At 60.8% G+C, this 15,475-nt stretch carries 16 protein-coding genes; 11 read left to right on the top strand and 5 right to left on the bottom strand.

Annotation, left to right across the window (positions count from 1 at the left end; all coding sequences use genetic code 11):
- The first annotated feature begins 9 nt into the window (after positions 1-9).
- Positions 10-2,010 (top strand): EAL domain-containing protein, encoded by a 2,001-nt coding sequence (locus SPHINGO391_RS13425; RefSeq protein ID WP_152009298.1) that lies wholly within the window; start codon positions 10-12, stop codon positions 2,008-2,010.
- 119 nt (positions 2,011-2,129) lie between these two features.
- A complete protein-coding gene (locus SPHINGO391_RS13420; protein WP_152009297.1) occupies positions 2,130-2,816 on the top strand; it encodes a cupin domain-containing protein in 687 nt (228 codons plus the stop codon).
- Positions 2,817-2,850: 34 nt separating this feature from the next.
- Here the strand turns inward: SPHINGO391_RS13420 and SPHINGO391_RS13415 are convergent, their stop codons facing one another.
- Both SPHINGO391_RS13415 and SPHINGO391_RS13410 read right to left on the bottom strand, forming a co-directional pair.
- On the bottom strand, positions 2,851-3,936 hold the full coding sequence (locus SPHINGO391_RS13415; RefSeq protein WP_152009296.1) for an alpha/beta hydrolase: 1,086 nt from the start codon (positions 3,934-3,936) through the stop codon (positions 2,851-2,853).
- Positions 3,937-4,059: 123 nt separating this feature from the next.
- Positions 4,060-4,458: a hypothetical protein gene (locus tag SPHINGO391_RS13410; RefSeq protein WP_152009295.1), complete on the bottom strand. Its 399-nt coding sequence runs from the start codon at positions 4,456-4,458 to the stop codon at positions 4,060-4,062.
- A 163-nt stretch (positions 4,459-4,621) separates the two neighbouring features.
- Here SPHINGO391_RS13410 and SPHINGO391_RS13405 point away from each other — a divergent pair, with 163 nt between their 5' ends.
- The gene (locus SPHINGO391_RS13405) at positions 4,622-4,981 is read left to right on the top strand and encodes a hypothetical protein (protein ID WP_152009294.1); all 360 of its coding nucleotides are present in this window, start codon (positions 4,622-4,624) and stop codon (positions 4,979-4,981) included.
- An 89-nt stretch (positions 4,982-5,070) separates the two neighbouring features.
- Here the strand turns inward: SPHINGO391_RS13405 and SPHINGO391_RS13400 are convergent, their stop codons facing one another.
- From SPHINGO391_RS13400 to SPHINGO391_RS13390, 3 genes are all read right to left on the bottom strand, one after another.
- Positions 5,071-6,114 (bottom strand): aldo/keto reductase, encoded by a 1,044-nt coding sequence (locus SPHINGO391_RS13400; protein ID WP_152009293.1) that lies wholly within the window; start codon positions 6,112-6,114, stop codon positions 5,071-5,073.
- A 139-nt stretch (positions 6,115-6,253) separates the two neighbouring features.
- Entirely contained in the window at positions 6,254-7,180 is a 927-nt protein-coding gene (locus tag SPHINGO391_RS13395) for a calcium/sodium antiporter (protein ID WP_152009292.1), read from the bottom strand.
- A 152-nt stretch (positions 7,181-7,332) separates the two neighbouring features.
- Positions 7,333-7,617, bottom strand: coding sequence for a hypothetical protein (locus SPHINGO391_RS13390; protein ID WP_152009291.1), 285 nt, complete (start codon positions 7,615-7,617; stop codon positions 7,333-7,335).
- 275 nt (positions 7,618-7,892) lie between these two features.
- On the opposite strand from SPHINGO391_RS13390, the gene fabD reads away from it, so the two are divergent.
- From fabD to SPHINGO391_RS13350, 8 genes are all read left to right on the top strand, one after another.
- Positions 7,893-8,837 carry an ACP S-malonyltransferase gene (fabD, locus tag SPHINGO391_RS13385; RefSeq protein ID WP_152009290.1) on the top strand — a complete coding sequence of 315 codons (945 nt, stop codon included), beginning with the start codon at positions 7,893-7,895 and terminating at the stop codon, positions 8,835-8,837.
- A 72-nt stretch (positions 8,838-8,909) separates the two neighbouring features.
- Positions 8,910-9,647, top strand: a complete 738-nt coding sequence (gene fabG, locus SPHINGO391_RS13380; RefSeq protein WP_152009289.1) for a 3-oxoacyl-[acyl-carrier-protein] reductase — start codon at positions 8,910-8,912, stop codon at positions 9,645-9,647.
- Positions 9,648-9,929: 282 nt separating this feature from the next.
- Entirely contained in the window at positions 9,930-10,166 is a 237-nt protein-coding gene (locus tag SPHINGO391_RS13375; RefSeq protein WP_152009288.1) for an acyl carrier protein, read from the top strand.
- Positions 10,167-10,265: 99 nt separating this feature from the next.
- Entirely contained in the window at positions 10,266-11,531 is a 1,266-nt protein-coding gene (gene fabF / locus SPHINGO391_RS13370) for a beta-ketoacyl-ACP synthase II (protein WP_152009287.1), read from the top strand.
- Between the two features lie 144 nt (positions 11,532-11,675).
- Positions 11,676-12,875, top strand: a complete 1,200-nt coding sequence (gene mltG, locus SPHINGO391_RS13365) for an endolytic transglycosylase MltG (protein WP_244615420.1) — start codon at positions 11,676-11,678, stop codon at positions 12,873-12,875.
- Between the two features lie 54 nt (positions 12,876-12,929).
- Complete coding sequence (locus tag SPHINGO391_RS13360) at positions 12,930-13,817, top strand: YicC/YloC family endoribonuclease (protein ID WP_152009285.1); 888 nt, start codon at positions 12,930-12,932, stop codon at positions 13,815-13,817.
- A 2-nt stretch (positions 13,818-13,819) separates the two neighbouring features.
- The gene (gmk, locus tag SPHINGO391_RS13355) at positions 13,820-14,476 is read left to right on the top strand and encodes a guanylate kinase (protein ID WP_152009284.1); all 657 of its coding nucleotides are present in this window, start codon (positions 13,820-13,822) and stop codon (positions 14,474-14,476) included.
- 132 nt (positions 14,477-14,608) lie between these two features.
- The gene (locus tag SPHINGO391_RS13350) at positions 14,609-15,454 is read left to right on the top strand and encodes a hypothetical protein (protein ID WP_152009283.1); all 846 of its coding nucleotides are present in this window, start codon (positions 14,609-14,611) and stop codon (positions 15,452-15,454) included.
- Positions 15,455-15,475 lie beyond the last annotated feature (21 nt).

Here is a 15,475-nt window from a genome sequence, read left to right as displayed (position 1 = left end):
ACAAGTAGCATGACGCGACTGTCCAAAAACATCTTCAACCTGCTGGCAGTCGCGCTCGCCATCGCCTTCCTTGCGATCTATGTCATCCACTCCAATGTGGTCAGCGACACCGACAACGCTCTCGACCGGTCCTCGCGCTATGACGTGGCTTGGGTCGGGGCCGCCGGTCGCCTTGAATCGCTCCATCTGCAGAATGCGCTTTCCAACTTCATAATATCGTCGGACAGCGCGGACGCCTCGCAAGTCGTCCTGTTCGCCGACATCTTGACCAGCCGCTTCAAGGTCTTCGAGGCCCCTGCTTTCCAGTCATTTCTTGACCGCAAGGAGCGGCGGCGGCCGCTTCTCGAAAAGGCACGGGGCCGCTTCGCCGCCATTGTGACCGACCTGAAATCGATCGAGACGCTGCCGACCGCAGTACGCGAAAACCTCAAGCTGGAACTTGAGAAGGTCAATGCGGCGGTCGACCGGATCGGAGCGGAGGCACAGATGGATTCGGTCAATGAGGTGGCCGAGATCCGCAACGAACTGAAGAAGAAGCAGTACCTCCAAAAATGGATCGCAACCGGCCTGTTCGGCTCCATCGCTCTTCTGCTGGGCATCGCCGCCGTTCAGAACCGTTACCTGCGTGTTGCCAACCGCAAGGCGGTCCGCAACGCCGACGAGTTTTCCTATCTCGCCCATCACGACAGCCTGACCGGCCTGCCCAACCGCATGGCCTTCAACAAGGCATTCTCGGCGTCCGTGGCCAGGTGCAAGACCGACGCCCGTGCGGGCGTTGCGGTGCTTGCCTTCGATCTCGACGGCTTCAAGGCCGTCAACGACCGGCTTGGCCACGCCACCGGCGACGCGCTGCTCAGGCAGGTTGCTGACCGCATGTCCCGCACCTGTGCCGGCTTCTCCAACGCGATCCTGTCTGCCCGCATCGGCGGTGACGAGTTTGTCGCCATGCTGGATGCTGCCCTGGGCGAGGAAGCGGTTCTCCGGCAGGCCGAGCAACTGCGTGCGGCCTTGTCGGCTCATTACATGATTGATGGCGCTGCAGTGATTGTCGGTGCATCGGTCGGTGTGGCCATCAGCAAGCCGGATCGCGATCCCGCCAGCCTCCTCATCGATGCCGACATTGCCCTGTCCCAGGCAAAGAGCTCCGGCAAGGACCGGGCGCTGTTGTTCGATCCCGCCATGCATGACCTGTTCCTCAGGCGGGCGCTGATCCAGGCAGAGCTTGCCGGTGCCATCGACAATGACCAGATCACGCCGCACTACCAGATCAAGGTCGACGTCCGCACAGGGCGCGTGACCGGTGCCGAAGTGCTGGCACGCTGGACCCATCCCACCCTCGGCCCGGTTTCGCCAAGCGAATTCACCAAGATCGCCGAGCAGTCCGGCCTGATCGTGCCGCTCGGACGCAAGATTCTTGAGAAAGCTTGCCACGATGCGCTTCAATTTCCCGCCGGCATGGGCATTGCCGTCAATCTCTCTGTGGTTCAGTTTGTTCGCGGCGACCTGGTTCAAACCGTTCGGGACGTGCTGGCGGACACCGGCTTCCCGGCCGATCGGCTGACCCTTGAGGTCACCGAATCGCTGATGATCAATGAACCCGGCCGGGCGGTCGAAATCCTGTCGCAATTCAGGGAAATGGGCATCGCCATCGCGCTCGATGATTTCGGCACCGGCTATTCCGCGCTGAGTTATCTGCGGCAGTTCGAGTGGGACGAGTTGAAAATCGACCGCTCCTTCGTCGTGGAAATCGAGGAAGACAGCCGGGCCGGATCGATCGTTGGATCGATCGTGTCGATGGCGCATCAGTTGGGCATCAAGGTGACTGCGGAAGGCGCGGAAACCTGCGGCCAGGTCACGATGTTGCGGAAGGCCGGTTGCGACACCATCCAGGGCTACCATTTCGGCAGGCCTGTGCCGTTCTCGGATTTTCCAGCCGCCATGCTGCAGGCCGTCGCCGCGAGCGCGAAGCTTAAGGTAATGGAAGATGCCGCCGACTCCGCGGTGGCTTGAACCGGACGCAAGACAACGGCGCGCAGGAGCGGTCGGTCGGGCCATGATTCCGGCACGTGTCTGTTGACGTCAGGCAAGGCGTACCCCACTTGTTCGGCTCACAACGACCGGAGACGGACATGACCACCCCAACTGCCATCAGAACCGATTTCACCCGCACCGAAATCGTCGACACCGCGGCCATGGACTGGATCGCCTCACCCTCGGGCGGGGTTGACCGCAAGCCGCTCGATCGCATCGGCGGCGAAGTGGCGCGGGCGACAAGTCTGGTGCGCTATGCGCCGGGCTCGGATTTCCCCAGCCACACCCACAATGGCGGTGAGGAATTCCTCGTTGTTGAAGGCATTTTCTCGGACCAGCATGGCGATTACGGTCCCGGCACCTATGTCCGCAACCCGGTCGGCACCAGTCATGCGCCGGGCAGCCGCGATGGCTGCACCATTCTGGTCAAGCTCTGGCAATTCGAGGAGGGCGATACCGCTCCGGTGGTGATTGACACCGCATCGGCGGACTGGCAGGCGGTCGGACAGGGCATCGAGCGGCTGCACCTGCACCGTTACAAGTCTGAAAAGGTGGCGATGTTGCGCTTTTCCGATGGCGGCAGCCTGCGCCTTCCGGAGGAAAGCGGCGGCGTCGAACTCTACCTGCTCGACGGTCGGCTCCAGGTCGAAGGGCAAAGTCTGGCGAAAGGCGGCTGGGCCCGGCTTCCGGCAGGGATGGCGGTGACGCTGTCGGCGCCCGGCACAGCCACCCTCTACATCAAGACCGGGCACCTCGACGGACCGGTAACAGGTCCCGATGCCTGACCCGGTCCGGTCTGGACGTCACCGTCTGGCACCCTCATACGGAGCCCGGCTGCCAGTGGCGATGGATGAAATCATTGACCTCGCCAAAGGACTGCGCCGCTGCCTCTGAAGACAGCCGCTCCAGATGATGGCGCGGTGAATCCCAGTAGTTGATCCGGACGTCGCATCCGTGCCTCTGGCCGTTTTCGGCCATCCGGATTGCGTCGTCGAAATGCAGGTCATTCTCGCTGGTGTGGATCAGGATCGGCGGCCATCCGGACTGATCGGCAAATACCGGCGAGGCAAGCGGCGATGTGACCGGTTCATCCTGCAGGTAAAGCCGTGCGCAGAACGCCGCGGTCTCCATCCTGAATGGAGACTGCGAGGACATCGAGCGTGTGATATAGGACCAGCCGCTCAGGCTGAGATCACACCAGGGCGAAAACAGCACGATGCCGGCCGGCAGATCAATGCCGTCTTCGGCAAGCATTTGCAGGGCGCCCAGGATGATCGAGGCGCCTGCCGTGTCGGCCGCGAGAAACACGTTCTCCGCCCGGTGACCGTTTTCGAGAAGGTTCAGATAGCGGGCGGCGAAATCCAGCGGAGCCGCGGGAAAAGGATGCTCCGGCGCAAGCCTGTGCGACACCATCAGGATCTCGCAATTGACGGCTTCGGAGAGCCGCTGGACCATGGTCTTCTGCTTTCGTGATGGCGGCATGATGAAGCCGCCCCCCGCGACGTAGAGAATGACTGGCCGATTGCTCGATGATTGCCTCAGATGAGCGGCATGATCCTTCGGCTGGTCTGCCTTATTGCCGCCGCGCGCTGTCATTCCGCGCGGCATGAAGCTTGGCAGGGTCTCGAGCGCGCCACTTTCATAGCCGCCACGCATCTCGGCGATATGCAGTTCCGCCGCCTCAAGGCTGCCAGCCTGCCTGAGCGCGAATTTCAGTCTCGATATCAGAACTCTTTCGATCACCCGGTTTTCGACACGGGCCATGACCTGTTCCAGGCCACGCCGCAGCGGGCCGGTCTCGATGCTGAAACGGCGGGCAAGGTCGGATGCTTCCAGCATTGCCAGTCTTGGACCGGTAAGGCTGTTCAGTATATCGGCATTGGCTGTCATCTGTGTTTGTGACATTCTGTCGACCGTATCAAGTCCGGTGGATCAATGCGCCTGCGAACTGTTTCGAGTACCCTAGTTAGTGCGGGTGTATTTGTAAAATACGTAAGGGCGGAGCGGGCATAAATGGCGGACAAGCGGTCAGACGCGAAAGACGGCGCAACCGGCGCTCGGAAGGCAGCCAGCGATCAGCTTGGTGATGCGCGGAAAGCCTTGCCCGGCCTCGTTCGCGACAGCGGCTTGTTCGACCTTGACTATGACCCGTCCGAGCTTGCCCGGATGAACCAGATATTCGAACATCTCCCGGACCAGACGGTTTTTGACCTTTCCGCGCGTTTGAGGTCGGTGATTGCCGAAAAAGAGCCGGATTTCGTTGCCTTTTCTGAGGTCTTTGGCATTTCGCCTGCTGAGCGCAAGCTTCTTGAAAGCCTGGTCGAAGGGCTCACCGTGGTCGCTCATGCCGAAAGGGCCGGGATATCGGTCAACACCGCACGCACCCATATGCGGCGCCTGTTGGAGAAAACCGGTAGCGGCGGTCAACTCGATCTTATCCGCAAGGTTCATGCTACCGCCTGATATCGCGATCCGGACCACACACGTTCGTCGGGACTGAACAGGTCGTACGGATCATCACATATGATGATTACCCACCGGTGCCGGTGGACGAGTATCGGCTGTCCCAACGAGAAGAGGCAGTATTGTGATGATCAGAAAAGTCGGTTTGCTTTGCTTGATTGCAGCAATGGCACACGGGTGCGCGGGCACCGCTCAGTGGGACGAATTCCGGGGCGCAGAGAAAAGAAATCTTCCGCCGATCACCGTGAACGGAAAGACGTACAAAGTCTACGAACTCTCGCGCAGCTCGGACCCCGAGATTCGTGCACAGGATGACCCGAACGCCACATTCGCGGTGTATGTTGTCACTGGTCCGGGCAAGACCGTGTATTGCGGCCCCAATGCGTCGAGATGCAGAAATGTAATCCAGAAACTGGTCGGGTCGCCTGCCAAAGCCAATGCCAAACCCAAGCCTGACGTCCAGAAAGAAGTGCTTGATGGGATGTGATGTCGCCAGGGCGCGCAACCGGGGCTGAGCTGCTGCGGGGCTGAGCATGACGGGACTGCAGCCTCGGCAGTCCCGTCATTCATTTCCGATCAGATCGGCAGCGGATGCGCCCGCCGGGCCTGTGCGATGTCCTCAAACACTGCGTCCGACAGGCTCACTTCGGCGGCCCCGATGGCGGTCTTCAGCTGGTCCATCCTCGTGGCGCCGATGATCGTCGACGTCATGAACGGGCGCGAGATGCAGAAGGCGATCGCCATCTGTGACGGATCGAGCCCGTGCTTTCCGGCGACATCCAGATAGGCCTGCGCCGCCGCTTCCGCTTCGGGCCCCCAGCGTCCGCCGAGATTTTCGACCTTGGTGCGGCGGGAGCCTTCGGGAATGACCCCGCCCTGGTACTTGCCGGTGAGAATGCCGGTGGCCAGCGGCGAGAACGCCAGCAAGCCGACATCCTCGTGATGCGCCACTTCCGCCAGATCGGTGTCGAACATGCGGCAGATCAGGCTGTACTCGTTCTGGATCGAGGCGACCCGGGGCAGCCCGTGCTCTTCGGCCAGCCGTACGAACTGCATCGTGCCCCAGGCGCTTTCGTTGGACAGCCCGACGGCGCGGATCTTGCCGGCCTTCACCGCGTCACCGAGGCCTTCAAGCGTTTCGCGGATGTCGTCGACCGCGCCCGCCTTGTCCTGTTGGCTGGCGTCAAACGCCCAGTGCTTGCGGAAATGGTAGGAGCCCCGGTTGGGCCAGTGCAGCTGGTAGAGGTCGATATGGTCCACACCCAGCCGCTTCAGATTGCCGTCGACCGCCTGCATCACCGAAGCCCTTGTGAAGCCTTCGCTGTTGCGGATCCAGTTGACACCGGCGCCGCCCATCTTGGTGGCAAGGATTACCTCGTTGCGTTTGCCCGAGGCTCGGAACCAGCTGCCGATATACTCCTCTGTGAGGCCTTGGGTTTCCGCCCGCGTCGGCTGGGTCGGGTACATCTCGGCTGTATCGAAGAAGTTGACCCCATGGGCCAGGGCGTAGTCCATCTGCTCATGGGCGTCTGCCTCGGTGTTCTGTTCACCCCAGGTCATGGTGCCGAGACAGATCTCGCTCACCATCATCTCCGTGCGTCCGAGCCGGTTCATTTTCATGCGGTACATCCTTGGCTGCTGAGTTGCGCGCACAATAGCGTGAGCAAACCGGTGCGCAAGCCGGTCCATTGTGAATCACTCAATTCACCGGGGATTGCCGGTCATCGGGGATTGCCGGTCACATCGAACTGCCTGCGTCTCAAAACAGCCAGGCCACATAGCCCGTGTAGATTGCCAGCATTGCCACGCCAGCTGGGCGGCCGATGCGGCCGGCCAGCAGGATCAGGGCAACCAGCGCCAGCGATACGCCAAGCATGAACGGGATGTCGAACGATGCCATCGAGGCGTCGACCGGCACCACCACGACCATGGCTGTCAGGCCGAGAATGCCCAGGATGTTGAAGATGTTGGAGCCAACGACATTGCCAAGCGCGATTTCGGCCTGCCGCCGGAACGCGGCAACCACTGAAGTGGCAAGTTCCGGCAGGCTCGTGCCCACGGCGACGATTGTCAGGCCGATGACCGCTTCGGAGATGCCGAATTGGAGCGCAATCGAGGTTGCCGCATCGATCAGCAGATTGGCGCCGATGAACAGGCCGGCCAGTCCGCCCGCTATGAACAGGGCTTCTTTCCACCCGGCGAGCTTGACCACCAGCTCGGCCTCCTCGGCGCTCATGCGGCGCCGGTCGGTGTAGGTTACCCATGCAAGATAGGCCGCAAGCAGGGCGAACATGGCGAGGCCGGTTAAGAAACCGATGAGCCCCAGATAGCCCAGGCCGAGCATGACCACCGCGGCAAACAGCATCATCACCATGTCTCGCTTGAGGCCGGGGATCATGGCGGGAATTGGTGAAATCGTGGCGGCGAGGCCGAGAATGAGCAAGATGTTGGCGATGTTCGAACCGACCACATTGCCGACCGCGATCGCCGGCGCGCCATCAAGCGCCGCCTGCATCGAGACCAGAAGTTCGGGCATCGACGTGCCAAAACCCACGACGGTCAGGCCGATGAGAAGAGGCGGCATGCCGAGCCTGTTGGCAAACGAGATTGCGCCGCGCACCAGATAGTCTGCACCAAGTGTCAGCAGAACGAGTCCGGCGGCCAGCAGCAGCAGGTTGGATAACATGATGTGTTTCCTGTGATCGTGATTTCAGGTGCGGTTCAGGCTGTCAGGCTCGCACAGACGTCCGCACGATGTCCAGCGCACGCCGCATCTCGCGCCCCGCGGCGCCGAGCGGCAGATATGGGATTTTCTGGTGTCGGCCGAAAGCCCGGCAATCAGTCCGCGTTCTCGGGATCCATTTCGGCGGCGATCGCGAGCTTGACCGTCATCCAGGTCGCCCAGATCGCCAGCGGAATGACGAGGGCAAACATTACCAGATCACCGCCCAGGCCCAAGCCGAAAAAGCCGTCGGCAGCCCAGATTGCAGCCAGCGCGGTAAGCCAGATTTCCGAGCCGATCAGCACAATCGCGCCGATGGCGGTCATGAAGGCAATGAACTTTGTTGTCGGGGCCTGGCGGGCGGAATCTTGGCTGGAGGTATTGGAAGCGGGATACGACATCGTGGTCTGTCCGGAAAGGCGCTGCTGGTTCTGAGCGCAACAGCGAATATGTGAATGCACTTGGTGACGAATTCAAGATAGCAGCCGGTCGATATGCAAATAAATCTTTCGGCTCTCCTCGACTGGACTGACCGGCGTGCTGAAACGCCGCCGCATGGGCGTTTAGGCTGACCCGACTCTCTGGCGCCGCGGCCTGAAACCGGTCTCAACCTTGACACCGGCGGTGCGAATGTGAATTGAAGCGGCAACGCGACATCAATCATCGGAGCCGAAACATGGCCATAGCATTCACTTTTCCGGGGCAGGGCAGCCAGACGGTCGGCATGGGCAAGGACCTGGCCGCCGCTTTTCCCGAAGCCCGGGCCGTCTTTGACGAAGTCGATGCGGCGCTCGGCGAAAAGCTTTCGTCGGTGATCTTCGAAGGCCCCGAGGACAGATTGACCCTGACCGCCAATGCCCAGCCTGCCTTGATGGCGGTCTCCATGGCGCTGATCCGCGTGCTCGAAGCCCGCGGTCTCGACCTGGCCAAGACCGCAAGCTATGTCGCCGGCCATTCACTCGGTGAATATTCCGCGCTGTGTGCGGCCGGTATGTTCTCGATTTCCGACACGGCGCGGCTGCTGCGCATTCGCGGCAATGCCATGCAGGCCGCGGTTCCGGCGGGCGAGGGCGCAATGGCTGCCATCATCGGGCTGGAGAACACTGATGTTGAAGCCGCCTGCACAGAGGGCCGCGCGCACGGCGCCGTCCAGATCGCCAATGACAATGGCGGCGGCCAGCTGGTCATTTCCGGCCTGAAGCCGGCGGTGGAAGCCGCAGCTGCCGCGGCCACGGCAAAGGGCGCCAAGCGCGCCCTGATGCTCCCGGTCTCCGCGCCTTTCCATTCAAGCCTGATGCAGCCCGCCGCCGACGCCATGCGCGAGGCGCTGGCGGGCGTGGCAAAATCGGCACCGGTGGTTCCTGTCATCGCCAATGTGCGCGCTGCACCGGTCTCCGATCCCGATGAGATTGCCGACCTGCTGGTCGAGCAGGTTACCGGCCAGGTGCGCTGGCGCGAAACGGTTGCCTGGTTTGCCGCCAACGGCGTCGACACGCTGGCCGAAATCGGTGCCGGCAAGGTCCTCACCGGTCTTGCCCGCCGCATCGACCGCTCCGTCACCGGTTTGAATGTTGCCGGACCCGACGACATCGACCCGTTTCTGGCCGCAATGAACGCATAGGCCGAACCGGCCTGCAAACAGGACTGCCCGCGCCCAGGCGCCGGCGCGAGACCAATCCCGAAAGGACTTTCCATGTTCGATCTGACCGGCCGCAAGGCCCTCGTCACTGGTGCATCCGGTGGAATCGGCGAAGCCATCGCCCGTCAGCTGCACAGCCGTGGCGCGACCATCGGCCTGCATGGCACCCGCGTTGAGCGGCTCGAGGCGTTGGCCGCCGATCTCGGCGACCGGGTTCACATGTTTCCCGCAGACCTCTCCGATCGCGACGCGGTCTCTGCGCTCGGCAAGTCCGCCGAGGAGCGGCTCGAGGGCGTCGATATCCTGGTCAACAATGCCGGGATCACCAAGGACGGACTGTTCGTGCGCATGAGCGACGATGCCTGGGACCAGGTGCTGGAAGTCAACCTGACTGCGGTCTTCCGCCTGACACGCGAACTTGCCCACCCGATGATGAAGCGCCGCAATGGTCGCATCATCAACATCACCTCGGTGGTGGGTGTTTCCGGCAACCCCGGGCAGGCGAACTACTGCGCCGCCAAGGCCGGTATGATCGGCTTCTCCAAGAGCCTGGCCCAGGAAATCGCGCCGCGAAACGTCACCGTCAACTGCGTTGCGCCCGGCTTCATCGAGAGCGCCATGACCGAAAAGCTCAATGACAAGCAGAAGGATGCGATCATGGGCGCAATTCCGATGCGCCGCATGGGCACTGGTACCGAGATCGCTTCCGCGGTGACCTGGCTGGCATCCGACGAGGCCTCCTACGTGACCGGCCAGACCATCCACGTCAATGGCGGGATGCTGATGGTCTGATCTGCCGGAGGGCAGGTCCGGGCCATGCCGGCGCATCAGGAGGGCTGGCGGGAATCACGGGTGACCCGCATTTTCCGGCTTTGCCCGGTTGGCAAACCGTGATACTTCGCCCCCGCTGCGCGCGGCGCATGCCTTTTCCAGGGGTCGAATAAGCTGAAATCCACAGCTTCGGCTTTGACGGGATGGGGTAGAGCGCATAAAAACGTGCAACAAGCTTGATTACCCATGCTTGCGCAGGTAACGAGGCGCAACAACAATTTGAAACAGGTCGAGGAATCCGACATGAGCGACATCGCAGACCGCGTAAAGAAAATTGTCATCGAACATCTGGGCGTTGACGCTGAAAAAGTGACCGAAAGCGCAAGCTTCATCGACGATCTGGGTGCGGACTCGCTCGATACCGTCGAACTGGTGATGGCGTTTGAAGAAGAATTCGGCGTTGAAATCCCCGATGATGCCGCTGACACCATTCTGACTGTTGGCGACGCGATCAAGTACATTTCGTCTGCTCAGTCCTGATCGGACTTCAATTGACCGGCGGACCTGATGTCCGTTGTCAGGACCGGCGCAGACCCTGCGCCGGTTATTTGCATTTTGACATGACTGGGACTTGAGACGATGCGCAGAGTTGTCATTACCGGCACCGGTGTTGTTTCTCCGCTGGGATGCGGCACCGAAATAACATGGTCCCGCCTGATCGGCGGCCAAAACGGTGCGTCACGCGTCACGGCATTCGATGTCAGCGACATCCCCGCACAGATAGCCTGTTCGGTTCCCACCGACCCGTCGGTCGAGGGAGCCTTCAATCCTGACGACTGGATGGAGCCCAAGGAACAGCGCAAGGTCGACAAGTTCATCCTGTTCGGCGTGGCCGCCGCCGACATGGCGCTCAAGGATGCCGGCTGGAACCCGCAATCGCGTGAAGACCAGATCGCCACCGGCGTGATGATCGGCTCGGGCGTCGGTGGTCTCGAAGGTATCGTCGAGGCCGGCTACACCCTGCGCGACAAGGGTCCCCGCCGCGTGTCCCCGTTCTTCATTCCCGGACGTCTCATCAACCTGATCTCCGGTCAGGTGTCGATACGCCACGGCTTGCGTGGACCCAACCACGCCGTGGTCACAGCCTGTTCGACCGGCGCCCACGCCATTGGTGACGCGGCCCGGCTGATCGCGCTCGGCGATGCCGAGGTGATGGTCGCAGGCGGTGCGGAAGCCGCCATCTGCCGGATCGGGCTTGCGGGATTTGCCGCCTGCAAGGCGCTGTCTACCGCCTACAATGACACGCCGGAAAAGGCGTCACGCCCCTATGATCGCGACCGCGACGGTTTTGTCATGGGCGAGGGGGCGGCCATCGTGGTGCTTGAAGAGCTTGAGCATGCGCTGGCGCGCGGCGCCAACATCATCGCTGAAGTCTCGGGCTACGGGCTGTCGGGTGACGCCTATCACATCACCGCGCCGTCCGAAGATGGCGATGGAGCCTACCGTTGCATGCAGATGGCGCTCAAGCGCGCCGGTATCACACCGGCAGAGATCGACTACATCAACGCCCATGGCACATCGACCATGGCCGACACCATCGAACTGGGCGCCGTCGAGCGGCTGGTCGGAGAGGCGGCTGATGGCATCTCGATGTCGTCGACCAAATCGTCGATCGGTCATCTTCTGGGTGCGGCGGGCGCGATGGAGGCGGTCTTCTCTGCGCTTGCCATCCGCGACAATGTCGCCCCGCCGACGCTCAACCTCGACAATCCGGAAGTCGAGACAACAATCGACCTTGTTCCCAAGGTTGCGCGAAAGCGCAAGATCGATGTTGCTTTGTCCAATTCCTTCGGGTTCGGCGGAACCAATGCATCGCTCGTGCTGAAGCGTTTTCAACACCAGTAAGACCTGTGCCCGGTCCGGGAAGACACGTTGCCGGACCGGCATTTCGCCACATTGAGCGGCCAGAACACTGCAACGGACGCCGTCCCTGTTTCAATTCCTGCGGAGATTGATCTCGTGAACGACCGCAACAATCAAGGCAATGGCATTTTTGGCCGCGCCGGTGACCAGAACAATGCGCCGTCCGGCCCGATCATTCCGGTCTCGCCGTCGCAGGCGCTGAAGCCTGAAAAGGCGCCGCCTCCGCCGAAGCGGTCGCGCCGCGCCCGTAACCAGGTGGTCGTCTTCCTTAATTTCATTCTTTCGCTTGTCATCTTCGTGGCCGTCATCGCCGTGGGTGTGTTCTGGTACGGCAAGACTGAATTCGAAGGTCGCGGGCCGCTTGACCGGACCACCAATTACATGGTGCGCGAAGGCGCGGGCCTGAACCAGATTGCCGCCGGGCTCGAGCGCCAGGGCATCGTGACAAACCAGCGGATCTTCTCGATCGGGGCAAAGGGCGTGCTGGGCGACGACACGCTGAAGGCCGGCGAATACGAGATCAAGGCCGGCGCCTCGATGCTTGAAATCGTCGAACTGATGCAATCGGGCAAGTCCATCCTGCATTCCTTCACCGTGCCCGAAGGCCAGACCGTTCAGCAGGTGTTTGACCGGCTGAGAAGTGACGAGATGCTTGTCGGGGATCTCCCCGAGGACATGCCGGCGGAAGGTGCCTTGCTGCCCGAGACCTACAAATTTTCGCGCGGCACCACGCGTGCCGACATTCTCGACCAGATGATCAAGGCGCAGACACGCGCGCTCGAACAGGTATGGGCCCGCCGCGCGCCCGATCTTCCGCTCGAAACCCCCGAAGAGCTGGTGATTCTTGCCTCGATCGTCGAGAAGGAAACCGCCCGGGCCGATGAGCGCCCGCGGGTAGCCAGCGTCTTCATCAACCGGCTCAACAAGGGCATGCGCCTGCAGTCCGACCCGACCATCATCTACGGTTTGTTCGGTGGCGCCGGAAAACCCTCCGACCGTCCGATCTACAAGTCTGACATCGAGAAGCCGACAGCCTACAACACCTACGTGATCAACGGGCTGCCGCCCACGCCGATCGCCAATCCCGGCCGTGAAGCCATGGAAGCGGTTGCCAATCCGTCACGGACAGACGATTTCTACTTCGTCGCCGACGGCACCGGCGGCCATGCCTTCGCCCAGACGCTGGACGAGCACAATTCCAATGTCGCGCGCTGGCGGCGGATTGAAGCCGAGCGTGAAAAGGCACTGGCTGCGGAAAAGGCAGCCGCCGAGGCGGCTGCCGCAAACCAGCCGGCCGAAGCCGGGGCAGGCGGCGAAAACAACTGACCGGACGCCGTCCTGGCGGGCGGATCCGGTCCGGGGGAACAGGGGGCTGAAACAATGGCGATCCAGTCGATGACGGGATTTGCCCGTCATGAAGGCGAAGTCGATGGCTTCCGCTTCGTGTGGGAACTGCGCTCGGTCAATGGCAAGAACCTGGATGTCCGTCTGAGATTGCCGCAGGGCTTCGAAGTGCTGGAACAACCGGTCCGCAAGGCCGTGGCGGCGGCCATGACCCGCGGCAATCTGCAGGTGTCGCTGTCCACAAGTGCTTCCGCGACGGCCTTGGAGGCCGTTGTCAACGAAGCCGCGCTCGATGCAGTGATCGATCTCGTCAACCGTCTGGAAGACCGGATTGATGCGCGCAAGCCCGCGCTCGACGGCATTCTCAACATCAAGGGTGTTCTCGAACTTCGCGATCCCGAACTGACCGAGGAGGCCCGTCAGGCCCGCAACGAGGCGGTTCTTTCAGGCTTCATGAACGCGCTCGGGGATCTCAAGGCCATGCGCCTGTCGGAAGGCAAGGCCCTGGCGCGGGTTCTGGGCGAACAGGTCGATCGTATCGGAGAACTCACCCGCGCAGTCGAGGCCGATCCGTCACGGTCTGCCGAGGCCATTCGCGCCCGCCTGGCCGAGCAGGTGGCAAGCCTGATGGACACCGGCGCCGGGCTGGATCGCGACCGGCTCCACATGGAAGCGGCACTTCTGGCCACCAAGGCGGATCTGCGCGAGGAAATCGACCGCCTCAAGGCCCATGTCGAAGCGGCGCAGGCCTTGATCGGCGGCGAGGCTGCCGCAGGCCGGCGGCTGGATTTCCTGGCCCAGGAATTCAACCGGGAAACCAACACCATCTGTTCAAAATCCAATGCGGCCCCGGTTACTGCGATCGGGCTTGATTTGAAGGTCCTGATAGACCAGTTTCGCGAACAAGTTCAAAATCTGGAGTAGCGATGAGCCAGCCGCCCGCCCATCTTCCCTCGGCCCGCATCAAGCGGCGCGGCCTCATGCTGGTGATTTCCTCGCCCTCCGGAGCCGGAAAATCCACCATTGCCCGCAATCTTCTTGAACATGACACCGGCCTCAGCCTGTCAGTCAGCGTGACCACGCGGCAGCGTCGCGGCAGCGAGATCGAGGGTGTGCACTACCAGTTCAAATCGCATCGTGAATTTGAGCGGATGCGCGATTCCGAAGCGCTGCTTGAATGGGCGGAGGTACATGGCAATTACTACGGCACGCCGCGCGAGGCCGCCGAAGTGGCCATGGCCGAAGGCCGGGACATGCTGTTCGACATTGACTGGCAGGGCGCACAGCAGCTTCAGGAAAAGATGAGCGCCGATGTGGTCTCGATCTTCATCCTGCCGCCTTCAATGGATGAACTCAGGGCCCGTCTGCACCGTCGTGCCGAAGATGCAGACGATGTGATCGAGCAACGGCTCGCCAATGCCCGTTCGGAGATCGAGCACTGGCGCGAATATGACTACGTCGTCGTCAACGACGATCTCGACCGGGCCTATTCGGCGGTGCGCGCCATCGTCCAGGCCGAACGCCTGCGCCGCGACCGCCGTCCCGGCCTGTTCGAGTTCGTCCAGGGGCTGCTTGAAGGCTGAGCGCAGGTGAACCAATCTGCAAATTGCAAGTCGAAGAGCGTAGAGCGAATAGATATAGGTAGCAAAAACTGGCATAGTTCAGCTTTGTTGATTCAAGAATAAAATTGATAATTGATCAACGAGGGTTTTTGTATGCTTGAGCTAAATGCAGCTAAGTTTTTTGATACTCTCCTTGAGGTCAGGAGAGTGAAAACTGTCATCGACACTGCGTTCGATAGCGATGGCAAGGCCGCTAGTGTGACAGACGCCAGAGAAATGCTGCGAGCGAATTTCGAGGATCTAGCGGAAGCCACATCATTCGTAGGTGCTGAATTGGCTTCTATGGCAGCCAGCAGAATGGCTGCGAAGCTTTTTGATTCAGAAGTAAATATTACGATGGCCGAGATAAGCCACTCCATCGAAGATGTTGAGAGTCGTTTTCGGGATGAGTGTCAACTGGTGACTTTTGTTGTTCTGAACAGAAATCAGAAAATGCTATTTGGATCTGCTAATGAGCTAGTGGGAAACACCTGGGATTTGAACAAAATATTTCCGGATGCAGCACGAGAGCTAGAAGAATCGGCGAAGTGCATCGCTCTACAGCGTCCTACAGCGTCGGTATTTCATGCAATGCGTATGTTAGAGGTTGGTATTAAGATTCTGGCAGACAAATTGGGTATTGATGAGATTACAGAGCCAGCTAAGCGAAATTGGGGGAATATTTTGAATGTAGTTAAGTCAAAAATAGATTCAACCTATCCCAAAAATACAAGGGTTGAAGGTTCAGAAGGTGCTAAATTTGAGCGTCTTTACGTATCTCTGGATGCTGTAAAAAACCCTTGGCGAAATGGGACGATGCATGTTGAGTCATTTTATTCAGAAGCGGAAGCTCTTCATATACTGCGTTGCGTAACCTACTTTTTGCATGTCCTTGCCGCAGTTTGCATGCCGGATGAAGTAGGATTGTCTTTGGAAACAACCTCTGAAATACCGAAATGACAGGTAGCCAAGCTATTGGGA

The sequence above is a fragment of the Hoeflea sp. EC-HK425 genome (genome assembly GCF_902498795.1).
Lineage (GTDB): Bacteria > Pseudomonadota > Alphaproteobacteria > Rhizobiales > Rhizobiaceae > Hoeflea > Hoeflea alexandrii.
Note: the sequence above shows the minus strand (reverse complement) of the source record. Positions and strands in the feature narration are given on the sequence as shown.